23 protein-coding genes are annotated in these 19,012 nt (G+C 58.1%); 1 reads left to right on the plus strand and 22 read right to left on the minus strand.

Annotated elements, in window-relative coordinates:
* From BN1127_RS09410 to BN1127_RS22750, 3 genes are all read right to left on the minus strand, one after another.
* A complete protein-coding gene (locus tag BN1127_RS09410) occupies positions 1–378 on the minus strand; it encodes a hypothetical protein (protein WP_042649244.1) in 378 nt (125 codons plus the stop codon).
* Complete coding sequence (locus tag BN1127_RS09415; RefSeq protein WP_042649245.1) at positions 375–3,959, minus strand: tape measure protein; 3,585 nt, start codon at positions 3,957–3,959, stop codon at positions 375–377. Before BN1127_RS09415 ends, BN1127_RS09410 begins: the two co-directional genes overlap by 4 nt.
* Before the next feature lie 306 nt (positions 3,960–4,265).
* On the minus strand, positions 4,266–4,502 hold the full coding sequence (locus BN1127_RS22750; RefSeq protein WP_231557462.1) for a hypothetical protein: 237 nt from the start codon (positions 4,500–4,502) through the stop codon (positions 4,266–4,268).
* On the opposite strand from BN1127_RS22750, the gene BN1127_RS23140 reads away from it, so the two are divergent.
* A complete protein-coding gene (locus BN1127_RS23140) occupies positions 4,398–4,637 on the plus strand; it encodes an HNH endonuclease (protein WP_378002194.1) in 240 nt (79 codons plus the stop codon). The genes BN1127_RS22750 and BN1127_RS23140 overlap by 105 nt on opposite strands.
* Positions 4,638–4,683: 46 nt before the next feature.
* On the opposite strand, the gene BN1127_RS09425 is transcribed toward BN1127_RS23140, so the two are convergent.
* The 19 genes from BN1127_RS09425 to BN1127_RS09505 all read right to left on the minus strand — a co-directional run bounded on the left by BN1127_RS09425 (position 4,684) and on the right by BN1127_RS09505 (position 18,597).
* Entirely contained in the window at positions 4,684–5,433 is a 750-nt protein-coding gene (locus tag BN1127_RS09425) for a phage tail tube protein (RefSeq protein WP_042649247.1), read from the minus strand.
* Between the two features lie 39 nt (positions 5,434–5,472).
* Complete coding sequence (locus tag BN1127_RS09430; RefSeq protein ID WP_042649248.1) at positions 5,473–5,895, minus strand: hypothetical protein; 423 nt, start codon at positions 5,893–5,895, stop codon at positions 5,473–5,475.
* Positions 5,892–6,449, minus strand: a complete 558-nt coding sequence (locus tag BN1127_RS09435; protein WP_042649249.1) for a hypothetical protein — start codon at positions 6,447–6,449, stop codon at positions 5,892–5,894. Before BN1127_RS09435 ends, BN1127_RS09430 begins: the two co-directional genes overlap by 4 nt.
* The gene (locus BN1127_RS09440) at positions 6,449–6,988 is read right to left on the minus strand and encodes a head-tail joining protein (protein WP_042649250.1); all 540 of its coding nucleotides are present in this window, start codon (positions 6,986–6,988) and stop codon (positions 6,449–6,451) included. The genes BN1127_RS09435 and BN1127_RS09440 overlap by 1 nt, the downstream gene beginning before the upstream one ends.
* 8 nt (positions 6,989–6,996) lie before the next feature.
* Positions 6,997–7,308 carry a head-tail connector protein gene (locus BN1127_RS09445; RefSeq protein WP_042649251.1) on the minus strand — a complete coding sequence of 104 codons (312 nt, stop codon included), beginning with the start codon at positions 7,306–7,308 and terminating at the stop codon, positions 6,997–6,999.
* A gap of 2 nt (positions 7,309–7,310) precedes the next feature.
* Positions 7,311–7,484 carry a hypothetical protein gene (locus tag BN1127_RS22085; protein WP_156139760.1) on the minus strand — a complete coding sequence of 58 codons (174 nt, stop codon included), beginning with the start codon at positions 7,482–7,484 and terminating at the stop codon, positions 7,311–7,313.
* A 66-nt stretch (positions 7,485–7,550) separates the two neighbouring features.
* On the minus strand, positions 7,551–8,837 hold the full coding sequence (locus tag BN1127_RS09450) for a phage major capsid protein (RefSeq protein WP_042649252.1): 1,287 nt from the start codon (positions 8,835–8,837) through the stop codon (positions 7,551–7,553).
* Positions 8,838–8,976: 139 nt separating this feature from the next.
* Positions 8,977–9,582, minus strand: coding sequence for a hypothetical protein (locus BN1127_RS21365; protein ID WP_082030026.1), 606 nt, complete (start codon positions 9,580–9,582; stop codon positions 8,977–8,979).
* A 180-nt stretch (positions 9,583–9,762) separates the two neighbouring features.
* Positions 9,763–10,698 (minus strand): S49 family peptidase, encoded by a 936-nt coding sequence (locus tag BN1127_RS09455; RefSeq protein ID WP_042649253.1) that lies wholly within the window; start codon positions 10,696–10,698, stop codon positions 9,763–9,765.
* A complete protein-coding gene (locus BN1127_RS09460) occupies positions 10,686–11,939 on the minus strand; it encodes a phage portal protein (protein ID WP_042649254.1) in 1,254 nt (417 codons plus the stop codon). The genes BN1127_RS09455 and BN1127_RS09460 overlap by 13 nt, the downstream gene beginning before the upstream one ends.
* Positions 11,939–12,127, minus strand: a complete 189-nt coding sequence (locus BN1127_RS09465) for a hypothetical protein (RefSeq protein WP_042649255.1) — start codon at positions 12,125–12,127, stop codon at positions 11,939–11,941. Before BN1127_RS09465 ends, BN1127_RS09460 begins: the two co-directional genes overlap by 1 nt.
* Positions 12,121–13,842, minus strand: coding sequence for a terminase large subunit (locus BN1127_RS09470; protein ID WP_042649256.1), 1,722 nt, complete (start codon positions 13,840–13,842; stop codon positions 12,121–12,123). The genes BN1127_RS09465 and BN1127_RS09470 overlap by 7 nt, the downstream gene beginning before the upstream one ends.
* A 9-nt stretch (positions 13,843–13,851) precedes the next feature.
* Positions 13,852–14,337, minus strand: coding sequence for a phage terminase small subunit P27 family (locus BN1127_RS09475; protein WP_033130570.1), 486 nt, complete (start codon positions 14,335–14,337; stop codon positions 13,852–13,854).
* A gap of 95 nt (positions 14,338–14,432) precedes the next feature.
* Complete coding sequence (locus BN1127_RS23080) at positions 14,433–14,813, minus strand: HNH endonuclease (RefSeq protein WP_042649257.1); 381 nt, start codon at positions 14,811–14,813, stop codon at positions 14,433–14,435.
* An 86-nt stretch (positions 14,814–14,899) separates the two neighbouring features.
* Positions 14,900–15,442: a DUF2514 domain-containing protein gene (locus BN1127_RS09485; RefSeq protein ID WP_052833534.1), complete on the minus strand. Its 543-nt coding sequence runs from the start codon at positions 15,440–15,442 to the stop codon at positions 14,900–14,902.
* Positions 15,439–15,957, minus strand: coding sequence for a lysozyme (locus BN1127_RS09490; RefSeq protein WP_042649258.1), 519 nt, complete (start codon positions 15,955–15,957; stop codon positions 15,439–15,441). Before BN1127_RS09490 ends, BN1127_RS09485 begins: the two co-directional genes overlap by 4 nt.
* Positions 15,944–16,273, minus strand: coding sequence for a phage holin, lambda family (locus BN1127_RS09495; protein WP_231557464.1), 330 nt, complete (start codon positions 16,271–16,273; stop codon positions 15,944–15,946). The genes BN1127_RS09490 and BN1127_RS09495 overlap by 14 nt, the downstream gene beginning before the upstream one ends.
* Positions 16,274–16,536: 263 nt before the next feature.
* Complete coding sequence (locus BN1127_RS09500) at positions 16,537–16,887, minus strand: type IV pilus modification PilV family protein (protein ID WP_042649259.1); 351 nt, start codon at positions 16,885–16,887, stop codon at positions 16,537–16,539.
* A gap of 9 nt (positions 16,888–16,896) precedes the next feature.
* Complete coding sequence (locus BN1127_RS09505; protein WP_042649260.1) at positions 16,897–18,597, minus strand: pilus assembly PilX family protein; 1,701 nt, start codon at positions 18,595–18,597, stop codon at positions 16,897–16,899.
* Positions 18,598–19,012: the final 415 nt, after the last annotated feature.

The following is a 19,012-nucleotide window of genomic DNA, read 5'->3' on the forward strand; positions in this document are numbered from 1 at the left end:
TTACTCCAATGTGATGAACCGTAGCGTGACTTCGTATTGAGCAGCCGGATTCAGCCAAGGCTCCGCCTCGGGACTGATGGGGGTGGCTTCAATAGGGGTAGTAGGGTGATCCCAGGTGACCTTGAACACTGTGTTCGCCAGGTTCAGCAGCAGTGGAGGAGAGACGGTCAGAGTGGCTCGCAGAGCGTCAAGTTGTTCCCTGCTGAGCCATGCACCGTCAGAGACCAGATGGATGGCACGCCCCCCTTTTTGAATACCGAATTGCAGCACCGGATCTCCGGTGACTGCATGTTCAAGGCTTTGCACCACCGGGGTGTATGCAAGTTCGTTTGGCCATGACATATCATCAGGCAAATCAATGCCATTTAGCTGGATCATGTTTTGTTCAACCCCGCCTGTTCCAGGATGTTGAGCAGGTTGTTCAGGCCGTTCTCATCTGCCAGAAGCTTTGCCTCCGTAGAACCAGGGAGTTGCAGGATAATGGTGACCTGTTTCTCTGCTTGCTGGGCTTGTGGGGTCGGCTGATACACCTGCGGGGAAACTACAGGTTGGCTTGCTGCTGGCTGACTCTTTGCAACTTCCTTCTGCTGTGCCTTGTTCAACTCCTTCTGGAGCTGCGCACGCATGGCCTCCATCTCCTTCTGGAACTTCTCTGCGTAATATTTCGACCACTCGTTGTAGGCAGGGATATCCCTGACCTTCTGGCTGTAGCGGGCCAGCTCTTCCTCGACCCCGGCCAGGGTGTTAGCAAGGGCATCGGCGTTGCCACGCAGGTTATTGATATCCACTGTTTTGTAGAAGAAGGAGCCGGCGCCAACCGTGCGAGTCACATCCCCTCGACCAGGGCCAGATAGGGCAGAACTTCCAGCACTCGTGCTGTTGATGGCGTCTTCCACATCGGATTTGGTTTTCTTGGCCTCTTCCTGCACCCCTTTGAGGTTGTCCCTCATGGTGTCGGTCGCCTTCTTCGACTTATCCGCCGCGGTGTTGAAGCCATCACCAATCTCTGCCGCTTTCGCTTTGGTCTGGCGGATATGGTCATCCAGGTAGGTGAGCCCGCGTCCTTGCTCCTGCGCAGATACCTTTCCTGCCTGCCCCACTGATAACCAGATCCGGCGTAGTTCCTCCAGCTCTTGCGCCGTGTCAGCCTTGTTGACGGCCGCCTTCATGGCGGCAGCAATGTCTTGCGAGGTGGCATTCACATCGGTGGCTACTGCGCGGAAGGTGTCGATGGTCTGGCGGCCCACGGCATCAATGCCGGTATGGAGCGCTTGATAATCAACGCCGAGGCGGCGCAGTTTTTCAGACAGCACTGACTCGGTGATCTGGGCCGTGCTGATGGCACCATTTTTCATGGTGTCAAAGGCCGCCATTGACTGGACCTTCAACACCTCGAGATCCTGCAGGCTCATGTCCTGCAGGCTCTTGCGCAGGCCAGCATCTATCTCGGTCTGGGTGACCTTGCCCTGTTCGCGCAGAGTACCGAGTGCCAAGGTGATGTTCTGCAGGGAAGTCGGGTCCCCCATCTGCAGTCCCTTGAACATCTCGTTGATCCCGGTGGCAGTCTCCTTCCCTTTGGCCTTGAGCAAGTCGAAGTCGGCCACCAGCTTCAGCACGGCAGGACGAGTCTTGGCGTCAATGGCCTGGCCTGCCATGTCGGCTCCAGCCGCCAAATCGAGAAATCCCTGTCGCATGCTGGCCAGTGCTGCATCGGCCTGATATTGCATGGCCTCGGCTTTGAGCCCAGAGGCTTCAAGCGCCTTCTGCACCTGCAACTGACCCGTCAGATACTCGCGATGGCCCTTGAGCCGCTGCTCGTAGGCTGCCCGCTCGACGGCGGAGAGGTTGGCCACCTCCTGCGCAGTGAGGACCTGTACATTCTTGAACTCGTCAAACTGCGCCATGGTGGTCATGCCCTGGCGCTGCAGTTGAGCGAAGAAGGCGCGAGACTGCTCGGCCACCCGTAGCTCAACTTCCCCAGCCTCGCCCATCCTGGCTGCCCAGATCCCGGCGTCTTCGGCCAGCTTGGCCAATCCCTTGCCACCCTCATAAACCAGTACAGATAGACCTGCGGCAACAGCACCATTGCCCAAGGTCAGCGCCGCCAACACCCCGTTGAGCTTGACCGCTTTTTTGCTCGTCTTGTCGAGCTCCTTGCCGGCCTCTGCTGTCGGCTGTACAACCCCTGTTTTCATCGCCTGCCCGAAGCCGAGCAGCTGGGAACTCCACTGGATCACCTTCATGGTGCCCCAGACCTTCACCACCAAACCGATCCCGTCTCTCATCTCGACAAGGGTTTCGGTGATCCCACGAATGGCGATGGCGCCTGACTTCATGCCATCCGACACGCCTTGCGCCCAGGTTGCCAGACTGCCATCTGCCGCAGCGGCTTTGATCTGGACGGTGACCTCTGCCAGCTCGGATTTGATGAAGGCAAAAATCCCCGCATCGGCCACGGCCAGTTCGACCTGGTTGAGCTGCTCGAGAAAGTTCGACCATATCCCACTGAAAGTCTGCGCCATCTCCTCCGACGCACCGGCCGCATCCTCACCCATCGCCTTGATCAGCAGCTCGATCTCGTTTCGACCCAGCTTGCCTGCCGTAGCCATGGCGATGATCTCGTCAGTGGTCTTGCCCATGGCTTTCGCCAGCAGTTTGGCCGCTGCCACCGAGCGCTCATTGAGCTGGTTCATCTCCTCGGCTTGCAGCTTGCCTTTGACATAGGCTTGCCCGAGGGCGGTGATGATCCCTTCCAGATCCTGATAGGTGCCGGCCGTCTTGGCGGTGTAGTTGGCCGTGGCCTGCAGCACCCCGTTATAGGGATCCAATCCGAAGTTCTTGGCCTTGATAAAGGCAGTGGTGATCTCGTTGAGTTGGAACGGGGTCTTCTCGTTGAACTCCCGTAACCAGGCCAGCGCCTTCTCGCCGCCGGCCGCACTGCCTTCCACACTCTTGAGCGAGACGCCCAGGCGCTCAATCTCATCCGCAGTTCTGACCATCCCTGTGGTGCGGGCAGCCAGTTGGTCAAAGCTGAGAAAGGCAGCGGCAACACCGGTGATCTTGCCCGCCAGAGCAGCCCAGCCCTGCTCGCCACTCTGAACCGCCTCATGCAGTTGCTCGGTGTTCTGCTCCGCCTGCTTGGCCTTCTTGCTGTATGCCTCCATCCCGGTGGCATTGGATCGCAATTGCCCTGCCTGTCCAGCAAGTTGGCTCTTCAGGTACGCCACTTGGGCACCTGCCTGTTGGCTGGCGGATTCAATGCGCTTCTGCTCGCTGGCCAGCTTACGGGTGTCGACCCCAGCCTCGGTCAGGGCGCGACGCAGCCCGTTGAGCGTGGTGTTCTGCCGCTGATACTGGCTATCGAGGGACTGCACTTCCCGGCGAGCAGAGTTGAACTCCCGGGCCTGCTGCCGCAGAGCCTTCTCGCTGGCATCCAGTCCGTTCTTGAGGGCATTGGTTTGCCCTGCGCTCTCTTTGTACTGGTCCCCCAGCAGACGAACCTGATCCCGCGCATCCTTGAGCGCCTGGCGCTGCTCCTTGGTGACGCTGGTCGCCTCACTGTTGGCCTGGCGCAGCAGATCCACCTTGGCCTTGGCTTCCGCATGAGCGCTCGCCAGCCGCTCGGTCTCCTGCCGACTGGTGCTGTAGGCAGCATTGGACGCCGTCAGTTCTTTCTTGGCATCCGCCAGTGCTTTGCCCATACCGGTGGCCCGGGTGCGGGCATCCTCCAGCCCCTCCCCCAGATCGGCGGTGCTGCGCTTGAGGTTGGCGAACTGGGTCAGGGTGGCGTTCTGCTCACCCAGGCGCTGCAGTTCATCCCCCAGGGAGCCGACCTGCTCGCTGCTCGACTCGGTCTCCCCACCCAGGGTATCCACCTCAGCGATGAGCTTGCTGATCTCGGCTAGCCCCTCAACGGCGGCACGGATCCGCAGCTGGATATCGGTATCGTTGCTGGCCATGGGGAATCCTCAGAAATGTAAAAAACCCGCCGTGGCGGGTTTATAGATGTCGTTATTTTGAAGAGGGCATTCGGTAACGCATTGCATCATTTATTTATTTGTACGATATTTGGCCTGCCACATTCAAACGAATGGGGTGCCAGTCGGTTGAGCCGCTGGTGTAGTGCTGTGGGGGTATTTCCTTCCAGTACCCGCATTCCTTTTCAAAGGTTGACGGGACTTCAACTTCAACATTGAAGCCCGTTATGGCCTGTCTGTATTACCGCCCGGGTTTCAAAACATTTTTTGGAGCCCTATATGGCAAGTTCAATTCATAAACAGCGTCACCGCGCTGCCATCAATCAAGCCCATCGTTGCTATTACTGCAATATGCCGATGTGGGAAACAAACCCAGCACAGTTTTCTGACCGACACCGTATCAGTGAGCAGCAGGTAGACCTGCTCCAATGCACCGGTGAGCACCTCCATCCTAAGAGCGAAGGAGGCTCCAATTCGACAGCAAATATTGTTGCTGCCTGCAAGTTTTGCAATCAGTCCCGACATAGAGAGAAGTCCCCTTTGACTGCCTCCGAATACAAAAGGAAGGTTCGTTCTCTCTCCAAAAAGGGAGAGTGGCACACATCAAAAATCCTTAAAATTGCCCAACCCTCGAAGCTCATACCGGGGAAAAAAGGGTAGAAATTCATTGATGAATCGTGATGGCATCTATTGATGCCATCCTTTTTCAGTTGAGGATTTCCATCCGATACGGCTCGGACTTGCCTGGCTGCGTCACCAGCGAGCCTTCCAGCTCCCCTTCCATAAACTCGCCACTCATCAGCGCCAGTGCGCCCTGGGCGGCCAGCATGGCCTGATCGATGGTGATGCGCACCCGCTGGCCGGGGTTGGCCAGGTTCTCGCCGTCGATCAGGAAGTAGCGTGGCTTGAGGGTCTCGGTGGTGCCGGTGTAGGTGGTGCCGGTCACGGCTGCCTTGGTGTAGCTGACCTTGCAGGCCGCAGCAGCCTGATCGCTGATGGCCATCACCATGTTGCCGTTGACCTGGTAATCGGTGTCGAGTACCAGCGCGGTACCGCCAGCGCTGAGCTTGACGGTGATGGTGCCCGGCTTGATAAAGGCAGTGGCAAGTTCGACCCACCCCAGCTTGCTGAGCGTAACCAGCTCATCCACCACCGGAGCCTCGGCCTGGGTGAAGGCCACCTGCTTGCCGGCGATGGCATCGGCCAGCAGCTGTTTGGTCATGGAGTCCCACTTCAGGGAGAGCTTGGCCGGGTCTTTCGGCAGTTGGACCGAATCGAGCGCCTGGCCGAAGGTGCTGCGCTTCTTGGAGATGCGCGACTTCTCCTCGGTGGTCGGCGGGGTGACGGTGATCTCGTTGACGTTGATGGGGCCAATCAGGGGCCCTTTCACGCCGTTGTTGATTTCGGCGATGTAGACATCACCGGCCAGCAGCAGGCCTTTGTCGGTAAATGACATGCTTGGATGCTCCTATGGTATCCAGATGGTGGTGCCAACCTAGAGGCTGGCGGTATAGGTGAGGCTGAATTGGATGGAGGTCAGCAAGGTGTCGCTGCCGATTTCTTCGGGTTCCAGATTGATGGTGCCAACCGAGATAGCGAGCAGCGTCGTGCCCGGCAGGGGGATCCCCGCCGTCGAGGGCACCAGCGCAGCCAGCACCTCTGACAGCAATCGGTCACGCCCTGCCCGCCCGTCACTCGCGGGCTGGTAGAGGTCCACCTGAATGTTGCGGGTACGCTTCCACTCCCGCCCCCGCCGCTCCGGTTTGACCTCGGTCAGCTCCCGAAAATGGGCCAGCGGCAGCGGGGTATGCTGGTCGATCTGCGGGTCGCTGTCGCATACCCGGTCTTCTGGCGACAGTGAAGGCACGCTGCGCAACTTGGCCAGCAGCGCATCGATGATGACGGTCGCTTCGGTCATGTCACTCTCCTGGTGAAGGTGCTGGCAAGGTTGGCTTGCAGCTCATCGAGGAACTGCTCTGTGATGATGTCGTTCCACCAGCCCCGCAGGCCCACACCACCCGCTATCACCAGCCGAGGCTTACCGGCTTTCGCATAGCGGATCATCGGGCGTCGCTTCTTGCCGTAGGGGTTGATAAAGCCGTAGACCTGCACTCGCTTGCCCCCCCGCAGCACCCAGACGCTGGCCCGGGTGCCGGTACCATCGGTACGCTGGCTGGCAAATTTGACTCGGCTGAACGGGATCTTCTTCAGGTCCAGGCTGATGGTGGCAACGTCGTTGCTGGCGCTCGCCTTGTCGAGCCGGATCCGCGCCCTGACCGAGGCTGTATTGAAACCATCGGCGGCGATCCGGTTCACGATGTCACTCCGGGTGTCGGCGGCCACTTCATTGACCACGGCTACCAGCTGCTTGCGGATCGTGGCTGGGAGCGCCTTGAATGCATCGACGCTCTCGCTCAGGCCGGTGATGTTGATCGCCCTGGCCCTGCGCTTGCGGCTAAGCCCGCCCGGCATCAGGCCACCATCACTCGGAGCGTGGTGCCGTTGTCACTGCCCTCAATCAGCCCATCGATACGATATTGCCGTCCCCGCAAGGTGATCTGGTCACCTTGGCGTGCAAAGGGGGGGACGAGTTCAGGCAGGATCAGGTCTATCTGGTGTCGCGGTTCGCTGCGGGCCCCCACCATCACGTTCTCAGCCGCCAAGAAGGCGGTGACCGGATAAGGTTCGCCCTGCTTCGGGGTGTAGGTCGCTGGCTCACCGGAGAGTTTGCGGGCGGAGATCTGCAAGGCGCCAGGCTCGCTGGCGGTGTCTTCGATCAAGTACCAGCAGGCATTCCCCTTCAGCAACTGCCCGGGCAGGATATCGCCCCGTGTTCGTACCGTGATCAGGGTCGAGCCGGTCGCATAGATACTGGCCTGGGCCTCGCGCCCTGCCGCTTTGGGGTCAATGATCTTCGCCCACAGTTTGCCAAGCTGCGGCCATTCAGGGGGCGTGCCGGTTGCGGCGCCAAAGCGCATCAGCCTAGTGTCGAGTTCGCCACTTTTAAGCATGCATCCCCCTAGCCCACCACGATGTCACAATAGGGGTGGATCAGTGAGTCATACGCCAGCGGCAGAGTCGTGGCGATGGTACCCGTCACCACCGCCTCCCGGTTGGTGTACCAATGGCCGATCAGCAGCAAGGCCGCCAGCTTGAGCGCAGGGGTGAGAGGCTGCCCCTCCTCCCCTGTCGCCACCAGCGGCTTGTTGATGTCTGACTGGATGTGGCTGATCGCCGCTTCAATCAAACCGGTCAGCAGCGCATCTTCGTCGGTCATCTCCGGTTCGATTTTGCACTGAGCCTTAGCTTCAACCACGGTGATCAGCAACATGTTTACTCCTCACCCTCGGCTGCGGTGTAGGCCTCAGCCACGCCACCGTCGATCAAGGCCTGCGCCTTGGCTGCGTCAAATCCGGTAATATCGCCGGGGCTGTAGTTCTTGAAGGGGCGGATCACCTTGATAAGCGTCACGACGGGATCGCTACCCGCCTTGTCTGGTTTGGCCATGATGGCTCTCCTGAACGGTCTTGATAGTGAAATGGAAGGGGCCACGAAGTAGCCCCATGGCAGGGTTTACCAGGTAACGGCGGTCCCCAGCACCAGCCCTTCAGGGTGGCGGAAACCCACATCGTGGTTGCCGACCAACCGGATCAGGGACTGGTTGCGGGCAAAGGCGCTGACCAGCTCGCCGGCGGCATCCACATAGGTAGCCTCGCGGCTGAAGTCGATGGTCATGTTGTCCTGCTCGCCGATCACCACGTCGTTCCAATCGGCGAAGTAGATCTCGGTCTGGTTGGTACCCGCGCCGAGGTTCACCGGGATGGTGTTTGTATGGGCGACCGGATAACCCTTCAGCAGACCTTGGGCCATCTCCGGATAGAGCTTGTTGCCGTTGCCATCACGCAGGCCGAACAGCTTCATCCAGGAGCGCGGGCTCATGCCCCAGCCCGGATTGATCATCATGGAGTCGGAGCTCATCAGCTTCAGGATGAGCGAGTCGAGGTAGGCATCGATGGTGGCCAGATCCGCCGTGCCAGTCCAGGCGATGGTGCGGCCCGCATCGGTGGCTACTTTCTTGAAGCCGGTCGGGGTGTTGTTGCTGCCATCATCGCGCAGCCACGCCTTGTCCTCGCGACTCCCCATGGCCGCGATCATGTCACCCAGCACCAGTTGCTCCACGTTGTACCCGGCGCTCCCGATCAGCTGATTGCTCATCGGGACCAGGGTGATGATGGTCTTGGCCGAGAGCTTCACGTCATCGAAGCTGCCGCCGGTGGCCTTGGCATCAACCCCTTCCCCCACGTAGCTGGAGGTGGCCCCACCAGACATGCGCGGCATGCTCAGGTTGCCGTTGGGGAGCGGCACTGAGCGGGCACCGAGTTTGCGCACGATAGTGCGCGGGCGCAGCAGCTCGATCAGCTCGGAGTGCAGGTTCTCAGGGATGAGAGCACCGCCGGAGCCAGCCGCAGTGCTGATGGCCATGGCAATCCCGGCATCACCAATCTCGTTGGCAGCAAACTGCTCGGCCAGCTTCATGTCCCCCTCACCGGCGGCAACCGCCATGGCAAGGCGAGCCATGCCGGCACCGGGGTACTGCTTGAGTTCTTGTTTCACATGTACTGCCGGGGGGGCCTGGGATCCGTGAGCATTGACCGGCACAGCCTGCTGCGCCATCAGTCGCTCGGTGCTCTCCTGGCGAGCAATGGCGGCACTGATCTGGTTCGCTTGCGCCTCCAGATTGGCAAACTGGGCCAGTTGCTCGTCACTCAAGGCAGTGCCACTGGCTTCGAGATCGGCCAGTGCTTTGATCTGGGCGACGATTTCGCCACGCTCGCGGCGGAGGGTTTCGATAGTTTTCATCGAGTGGTTTCCTTTGGGTATAAAAAAAGCCCCTGATGGGGCTTATTGGGATGGGCTCCGCCGCAGGGCTAGAGCAGGTACCTGATCTTGATAGCTTAGGCTTACAAGGCGAATAAATCGGGCACAGGATTTATGCTGATCAGCCTCGGATGGTGATATCGATTTGGTCGACTCGGACCCCGAACTTCAATGCCAAACCTAGCTTTGCTTCATCAATGGATAGAGGAATTGATGTTGCAACAATTGGTGATGGGAGCTCATCTAACATTACGGCTTCGTAGTCATCACCAGGCATTCTTGTCATTTCTGGTTCTTGGTCACCAAGATTCAACTTGAAACGAGTGCCCAACCGACACCAGTTTAGGTTCTCGAAGTCTTCAACTGAGTGAATGCCAAAATCTGACAGCTTGGTGTAAGCTACAGGGTTCCTATTTCCATCCCATGAGTTAGGGACATTTAGGTCGGCATATTCTGATATTTTAATAATTGCTCGATCTGAAGCATCAGCTTCCATCGATTTCTCTACTGAACTGATCTTTCCTATAAGAAATGCAGTCTGGTGCTCAGCCGATGCTTGACCCCAAGTTTGGTTGCGATTTTGGACGCAAACCAGATACCTGTGTTTTGATGCCTTTGACATGTCAATTCGCCATGCCTGACTACCTCCTTCACTAAGTATCTTGTCCTTACCGCGACATGTGTAAACCACTACGCACTCTAAATTCCCTATCTCGTTAGCTTTCATCGTTATCCACTCCATGTTTGTACCAAATCAAGCAAGCTTTTAGCCATGCTCACACGTACTCAGCATACATGAGATTCAGGAGTGATCAATTAGAGATTGCGTAGAAGCTTGTTAGCTACACGATAGTGTTTGCGTAGTGTTAGCATTGTTCTTGTGTAGTGCTTGGGTCGTTGTTCATTTTTAAAGCTGGCTTTGCAATTCGATGGCTTTGGCCCGCAGGCCGACGGTCTGCTGGGGCTTGCCCTGGTTGGTCACACTGGCGGCGAGGACGTTGAGGTAGTCCTGGGGATTTGCCAACTCGTCGGCCAGGCCATTGGTCACGGCTTCACTGCCACTGAAGAGGGCTGCCTCGGTGGCCTTCACCTGCTCGATGGTCAGGTCGCGATAGCGGGCGACGGAGCTCACGAACAACTCGTAGGCCTGATCCATCCGGTGGTCGATGGCGGCCATCGCCCCCTCGGAGAGGGGCTCGTGCGGGGTGCCATCCTTCTTGCGCTCGCCGCGGTAGAAGGTGGTGAAGGTGAGGCCCACCTCCTGCTCCCACTTGCTCACTTCCATGTGCTCCATGATGACACCTACCGAGCCGCAGCCGCCGGTCTCGCTTACCACCACCCTGGTGCAAGCGGCAGCGATGAAGTAGGCGGCCGAGTAGGCGGCGAAATTGACCAGGGCGGTGATCGGTTTGACGCTGCGCTTGGAATAGATGTACTCCGCCAGCTCCTTGCAGCCCACCGCCATACCGCCGCCGGAGTTGATGTCGAGCACGATCTCCTTGACCCGTTCGTCGGCCAGCGCGGTGGCGATCTGCATCCTCACCCACTCGTAGCTGGTCAGCTCGGTGCAGGTGGCATCGATGTGGCCACGCCGCGCCATCAGGATGCCGTGCACAGGGATCACCGCCAGACCGCCGATGCGGTTCTTGAATTCACCCTTGGCCTCCAGCGGAGCAGGCTCGAACCCGTCCGGCAACTCGTCGGCAGCCATGATGTCTCGCTGGTTGCCCAGCATACGTGGCAGTAACAGGCTCTTCACCCCAGCCAGAACATCCTGGGTGGCATAGAGGGGCTGGCCAAATGCCATGCTGGCCAGATGGGGGTAATTGATCAGCTTCGGCATAGGATGGCCTCGATCTCGTTGAGTTGTTCGGCGCTGGCTTTGGTGATGCCGGGCGGAAGAGAGCCCGTGCTCACCATGTTGAGCGGAGTCAGGTAGATATCTCCGCCTGCGACTGGCGGCAGGTTCTCCAGCCGGCGGATATCGTTGACACTCATCCAGCCCCACTGGCGACCGAGGGCATAGGCCTCGTAGCGGGACTTCTGATCTGCCCGTAGCAACCCGGATACGTTGTACTCGATGTAGAGGTTCTTGCGTTCCGCTGGCAACAACAGGTCTCGCATCATGGCGCCTTCGATCCGCTTGACCCAAGCCAGCAGGGTGTAGATGACAAACTGCAGCCCCTGGTGCTCGATGTTGTTGTTGGTAGCCCGCTCCAGTTCGCCGATCATGTGCGGCGGCACCTTGTAGAGGCGGCAGATCTCGTTGGCGCCATACTTGCGGGACTCCAGCAGCTGCGCCTGCTCGTTGTTCATGGCGAGCTGCTTGTACTGCATGCCCTCCTGCAGCATGGCTACCGAAAAGGCGTTGCGCAGCCCTGAGTGCCGATCGACAAACTTGTTGAGAATGGCGTCGAGTTTCTCTTGCGATTCGATCGCCTTGGCGGTCGCTGGCCTTTCGATCACCCCGGAAAGGGTGGTGCCGTTGGCAAACACCCTTCCCGCATGTTCATCCACCGCCATGGCGAGCCCGATGGTGTCCGGGTTGGTCTGGATCGGTGACAGCCCCAGGTAGCCGTCAAGACTGAACCCCTTGACGTGGTGCACCATCCGCATCGGCAAGATCTGGTTGCTGCCGTCCAGCAACTGGTAATAGGGCAACCCATCCGGCCCCTTGAGCACCACTACCTTGTCCGGGTTGATGGGAATGAGTTCGGTGATGAAGCCCCGCCCATCCCGGTCGATCAGGCTGTAACTGTTGCCCCGCAGGCCCAGATGGCCCATGCGTTGTTCGTTGTACTCGAACGCAGTGTCTCTCTGGTTCGGCTGGTTGTGGATCAGGTCGTACAGTGGATGTTCGGTGGCACGAAGCCGCTTGTCATCGTCACGACGGTAGAGCTCACAGGGGAGCTGGGCTACCGACTCCGCTAGCAGGGTGACACAGGCACGCACTACCCCTTGTGCCAGGGCAGTCTCCGGCGTCACCAGCACCCCGGCCTTGGTAGTCTTACCGGCCATGCTGCTGATCCACTGACTGAAGTTGCCGCCCTTGCGCCCGCTGCCGAACATCATTGGCAGGAACATTAGCTATCCCCCTTGTGGCGTTTGGCGAACTCTGCGGCAGCCACTGCTCGACTCATCATTAATGACCAAATCAGGCAAAGCAGGCCGCCCACTATCCAGCCAAGCGGCTGGGCGTAGAGGCTGGCGCCATAGGCCAGCGCCGCAGCGCCAAGCAGGCCCACGATAAAAATTGAAAGTTGTGTCAACATAAAACGTCCGAGGTCTCGTAGATGGAGCGGTCATCGTCCCGTTCTGGCACCATGGCCCGACCAATAGCCATCATCAGCGCAACCGCGCCGTCTATCTTCTGATCAGCGCTCTCCTTGATCGGGCGCACCATATCGTCGTTACCGGGTAGGTTCTTGCCGATCACATTGCCGATACACCAGGTCATCAGGCTGTTGCCATCGTGGTGGAAACGGCCGGCCTGGATTGCAGCCTCCAGCTCCTTCATGGCGCCGGACATGTTCTGGTAGTTCTGGGTGATGGTAATAGGGGTCATCCCCTCATCTGCCAGCGAGTGAGACAGGGTAATTGCCCCTGCCGGATCGAGTGGCGTCTCCAACACCTTGTTAACCAGGTTGGCCTCTTTGGCCTCTTCCAAGATCTCGCGATAGTCGATCTCTGCCCCATCGGTGGTGCTGAGCTCGCCCAGGTTGACCCACTTCTGGTATCGCTCCGCCAGACGCCGGTTATCGTTATCGAACACGGTATCTTCCGGCACCCAGAACCTGGGGGCGACCGAGTAGTAGTGGCGCTTGCCGTCGATATCGCGCCAGAACAGCCGCGCCATGGAGTTCATGTCGAGCTTGCGGGCCAGGTCGAAACCGAGGATGCACTCGTCACCGTCGAACTGCTCCAGGGTGAGGCTCTTGTCCTCGCAGGCCGCCCAGCGCTGCATGTTGTAGAACGCCGTCTTGGCCGAGACCCAGACGTTGAGGTGTTTGGTTTTGAAGGTGTTGGCAAAACGGGCCGACTTGATCGCCTTGGCCTGCTGCGCCTGGAGATATTCGGCGTAGACAGAGACCCCCATGTTGGGGTTGGCCTTCGCCAGTACCTTGGGGTCTGTCCAATCATCGCCTTCGTCGATGGTGTAGATGATCCCGAACAGCTCATCGTCCGGCACCGTGCCGGCCAGCATCTCGATTACTTCCCGCCGCTTGTCATAGCAGGGGCCGTCGATGTTGTAGCCAGAGGTGGTGATGGCCCACATCAGTGGTTGGAGGCGGGCCCCCATACCGGTGAGCATTGTGGTGTAGAGGTCGTCGCTGTCATGCTCATGGTATTCGTCCACGATGGCGCATGAAGGTGATTGACCGTCACCTGGGTTGCCTATCAGCGGCTCGAAGCGGGCACCGTCAGCCGGGATGTTCAGGTTGCTGGCGTTGACCTCGATGCCGTAATGGTCGAGCAGCGCCGGGGTACGCTTGGCCATCAACCGAGCGGGGCGAAACACCTCCCATGCCTGCTTCTCAGTGGTGGCGCCGGAGTAGACCTCGGCACCGAATTCGTTATCTGCCGCGAAGCAGTAGAGGCCAACCGGAGCAGAGAGCGCCGACTTGCCGTTCTTGCGGGGGATCTCGTTGTATACCTCGCGAAAGCGACGCAGACCGCTACCCTTGCGCACCCAGCCGAATACGCAGCAGATGATGAAAAGCTGCCACGGCTCGAGGTTCAAGGTTTGACGCTTGAGGGCCCACTCCCCCTTGGTGTGGGGCATGAGCTGGATGAACTTGGCGGCCCGCTCGGCTTTGTCCTTGTCAAAACGAAACCGGAACTTGGCCGACTTCTCTTTGGCCAGATCATCGAGATGACGCTGGCAAGCCTGGATCACGTAGCGGCAGGCAGGGATGTTGCCACGCACCACATCGCGGGCGTAGCCATTGGCCACGTTGACATAGGGATAGCTTTTGCGTGCGGCCATAGTCCATCCCTACAAAGCAGCGAACGGGTTGCCTCCTCCCTTCTTCTTGTTGCCGCCGATCAGGCGCGAGCGGCTGGAAGGGTCCAGCCCGAGCAGGGCCCCGTATGTGGTCATTTGCTTGAGTGATTCGTTGGCGACGGTACAGGCTGGATTCTTGACTGGACCACCAGTGGCCCCTTCAACCACCAGGCCGTGCCTGGTGATCTCGATCTCGGCTCTGCGCCAGCGGGAGTAAGCGGCGCAGAATGCCTCTAGGTTGTGCAGATCGGTGATGCACAGTACCTCGGCGGCGCACAGCTCTTTGATCACCATGTCCCACAACGTGGGGGCCCACTGGTCTTCTGCCAGCCACTCTGGGCAAGCGACCCCGATCAAAGGGGTAAAGGTGGGTTCGTTTTTGTTCAGCGCCCGCTTGCCGGCATTGCCCCCCAAGCGCTTCAAGGCCGTCGGCTTGGGCTTCCTACCGCGCCCGGGCACGGTAGCTGCACCGCCCATCGCGCCCTCCATTTAAATTTTTAATTTCGCGGGTATAAAAATTTCACGAGGCGGAGCAGTGGTGAGGTCGAAAAGCTGGGAGGATTTGATCCCCCCTACCCCCTCGCTAGCCCTGCCCGGCGGGCTGCCAGCGCCTCTGCGCGTGTCTTGGTCTCATGGCAATGGTCACAGATGCTCTGCAGATTGGACTCGTCATCGGTGCCGCCCGCAGCTTTGTTGGCGATGTGATCGACTTGAGTCGCTGGTGCCACAATACCCAAGGCAAGGCACACCTGGCACAGGTACTTGTCCCTCTCCAGCATCCGATTGCGGAGCTTGCGCCACGCCCAGTCATAGCCGCGATCATCGGCGCTGACCTTGGCGACCTTCTTCCACCCATCGAGCAGATGTATGTGGGCTGGGCAGTAGCCATGCCGTTCGGTGGTCAACTGATGGCAAGTGCGCTCTCTGCACACCTTGGGAACTCGTGGAGGCATGGCTGCTACCTGGTTGGTGCCGCACCGGCACACATTAACGCGGGACGACCCGCCAGATGGGAGAGTGACCCGGTGCGGCGATTCGGTTACTGCTGGGAAATCAGGGAGTGGTAGGCTCTTTCGCAGGCCAGACCGGATGCTCGAGCTCGGTCATACGCTCTTGCCAACTCTCCCGCTCGCGCATCAGCCCGGCTGAGCAGGTCGGCGAGCACCACGGCGGGCTGTCTGGCTGTTTCGCCTGGCTGGGCAGAGCCGGTATGGCTGGCGCACTGATTTGCTCGTGCTGCCAAGCGGCGGGCTTGCTCGTGCAACCCAGCAGCAACAGCACTGGCAGCAGCAGCGTCACTCTCAGCCCGGGCAATCTCTTGTTCTGCATCCTGTCTCACCTTCTCTATGTCCGCTTGGCGACGCTGTTCAACCTCTCGCGCAGCGGTTACCGCATCAGCTCGTGCAGTGGCCAGTTCGGCCGCCTGTTTGTTCCATTTCTCTGACCACTCAAGCCCCTTGTCATGAGCTCCGGAGCTGTAGCCTGAGTGATGAATCCACCACACCAGCAGCGCTACCGCGGTCAGGCGAGCGAAGAACCATGCCACGGGATGCGCATCGAGGAACTGCCTGACGGGGTTCATGCTGCAGCCACCCCATTTTTGATGGCCGCAGCGGCATCCATGCCCCTGAACAGACATTCCTCTGCGACACGCCGGCGGGTCAGCCCGCGCATCACCTTGCCATCGTTCTTGTTCCACTTCCGAAACTCACGGGCTGCACCATCGTAATCACCGGTGTTCAGCTTGCGCAGCAGCGTCGAATCCCCCAACCCTTCCGGAATGGTGTCAGCATCGATGTCAGAACCAACGTTGTAGGCGAACGACACCAGCGCATCGAACTGGCATTGAGTCAGTGGAACCTTGACCAGCGACAACACATCACGCTCAAAGCGGCGGAGGTCATCAACGAACACGCTGTCAGCCTGTTGCTGCGTCCACTCCAACCCGGGTTTCACCTCTGGCCCTGTGTGCCCCCACCCGATAGTCCACGGCTCCCCATTTTTACTGCCAGGGTCTGGGTAGGCCCTCAACTTGCAGGTCTCGAAGTAGTGCATGAGACTGATGCCGTGCGGTGATGTGCGCTCAACTCGGACCATTGCCAAACCTCCTATCCAGCACACGACCGGCAAACTCGCGGATCTTCTCGACCCCGAGGAACCCGATCGAACCGCCGACGAACCCGGATGCGGTGGCCGCAATCCCGAACAGCTCCATCCCAGACATCACTGAGAGGGAAATGGCGCCACACAGCAGCGACTCAAGCAGCCGCTGTCGAACACCTCCGCCGGAGTAAGTCACCCGTAGCCAGGAGATAACTACGGACAGAATGAAGCCATACAGTGCGGGCCAGTGAGTGTCGGCCCACGCCAGCAGCCAGGCCAACAGGCCAAGGTCTTTATCAGGCATCTTCATACCCACCACCCCGCAGGGCCTCTGAAATGAAAAAACCCCGGCAAGGCCGAGGTTTGGAAGGGGAATTAAAAAAGGACTGAACCCTTTCGGGTGCAGTCCTCCATCATTGGGACTCAGCCTACACAAAAATGCAGCATGAGTAAATAGCCGCTCAGTTCCGCATCAATAACGGCCGGCTCACAGCTCATTTGCCTCTGTGACTAGCAGCCGAGTCCACAACAAGTTGACCAAAAGATAGGTTCAGGCTGTGAACGCAATAGGGTTCAGAACTGGGAAACCAACACGACTTGGTTTTCAGTATCACCAGCCTTTGTCTGGACATCTTTCCATCGAATGGTCACCGTCATACCAGCTGAACAATCAATCTGCATCTTGTACTGTGCACTCGCCTGTGCGGCGGCGGCTAACTGTGTTTCAGACAATGCGGTACAACCCTTAGCACGGGCTTTTTCGAGCTCATTCGTTGCCATCAGGGTTGCCTCGGCTCTCTGCCTGGACAATTGTGATGCAATCGACATGTTTAGTTGCATTTTCGTCGTAGCAAGGATCCCAAAGCCAAGTATGACGATGGCGATCATTGCTTCGATGAGGGAAATCCCGGCTTGATGTCTCATAGGCATTCCCTAGTTCAACATATCGGACCAGCTATTCTGAGCTACCGCCAGTGTTGGTGGCTTCGGCGTAAATCCTGTCCCGCCCCCTTGCCCAAAGATCTGGTTGGTTACCACGGTCGAATTTTGCAAATATGTCGCATTACCCGTGACGTTGATATTGCCGGACGAGATCACAGATCCCTGGAAGGTTGCATTACCAGAACCCCCCGCATTCCAATCACCAAGCACTTCAACCTCCACGGGAGCATCACTCGTACCAGATACAGCCGGCGCAGAGTAGGAGCAGATCGACTGATCTCCGACAGCGGTCGTGGGCAGCAACGTGTTGAGTGGCGTGCACTTGTTAGATGAAGCGGCACACGCTGCGACAGTACAAGCAGCCGGCTGACCTGAGTTGAGACCGTAGATAATGCTGCCCCATATGGCAGCCGATGTGTAGGTGCCCTGCTGCACAGTCATCTGTTGATAGCCGGTAATTTTTTGCTGGTAAGTCACGGTATAACGACCATTTTTGGGGATAGTATTTCCTTTTGAATCAGTACATCCACCGTTAGTCGTACACTTGATCCCCCCCGTTGAGACGGCTGTGTAAATGGGTTTGGTCGTATCGTCACCATAGATGGGTTTGCTTGTGTCATCGACCTCCACGTAACGAGGCGAAGTCGTTACTGCAGTCACTGAATCCTGGGCATTACAACTACAGCCGATATTTAGCCTGGTGTCTGCTACGTCAACATAGAACACCCCAAATATCGTCGAGTTGGCGTTGATTTTTACCCCGTTTGATCCACTGGCCATGCCCATGACAAAAATCAAGACTGGATCGACCACCGTTCCCATATCATATTTATGATCAATTCCACCGCTGGTAAGCCAGAAGATACGTTTACCTGTATCATAAGCCGTCTTGATCTTGTCGTCCTCTGTCTTCGAACCACAATTGCTAGCACAGATATATCCTTTCGGATTCGCAGCTATTGACGCCTTAGCTTCAGGTTTGCAGTCCACGGCTTTGGTAATATCGGTAGCGTAAGCGGCCTTAGCAATAGGGCAAAAGCCCCCGAAGTAATATATAAAATATTCATCCGTGGTCATGCCTCTAGTTATTGCATTGCCAGCAGAGTCCCGCAATACATTCCCTGTATGATCAAGCAATTGGACTTTGAATTCACTGCTGTTTGGGGTAGCTGTTGACTGTGAACCGCCAGTGCCTACATCACCTGTAATGGTACCTCCAGCGGTCGCGCTTGATGCAGTAGTGCTACCACCCAAGTTTATGTTGCCAAGAGAGACCAGCGCGGCGGGCCCGATCCCCCCTCCCGCCGTAAAGGTGATACGCTGCGAGACCTTGCGGGTCGTCCCTCCAATACTGCTTCCGGTACTGGTAAGGGTCGCTGTCACGTTATCTGCTGCAATTTGGTATGCAACGGTAAATTTCCCGCTGGCAGCGCCATTGGTGGTGCCCTGCTCAGACGACAACGCCGAATCAAACTGGGTGGATGGGTTGGCTGTCAGGTAGGCGCTGATGTTCGAATAAAAGAGTGCCAGCCCTTGCTCCGCATTTTGGAATGCAACCTGGGTGAGATAACTATTATTGGCGGACTGCTGTTCAATAATAGACCCCCTTGCCCCCCAGAAAACCAGCAGCGTAACGAGGACCGTGAGCATGACGGAAGTCAGTAGCGTTGCCATCCCTTTTTGCTTGTTCATGGCTCTATCCTTAATTACGCAACGTAACTGCGGCCACCACATCACGGCTTAAATAGTCACCGCTTTGTGTTGTCACATTTGCCGACGTTAGGGTGAAGTGAATCCATTTCAACTTGGTAAAAGCTGCATCCGCTTGAAAGACTGCGTTCGCCAAGGTGCCTGATGACGATGATGGCGGGGCTGTCGTGGGCGCATCGACGGTCAAGAGTGAAGAATCGGTAACAGGTGTTGGATTCCATGCGGTGTCAGAGAGCAAACAGGAGGAAGGGGGAGAGGCCAAAACGCTCTTGAGGACATAGATCGCCTTGGTTGCGTCGTCACGCAGATATCCTCGATAGGCGATGGTGTTGTCCGGGTTTCGATAGGTTAACAGCAGGCAATTGCCATTCGCATAAACAGGGCTGACGCATCAGTG

Source organism: Aeromonas media, from assembly GCF_000819985.1.
Classification (GTDB): domain Bacteria; phylum Pseudomonadota; class Gammaproteobacteria; order Enterobacterales; family Aeromonadaceae; genus Aeromonas; species Aeromonas media.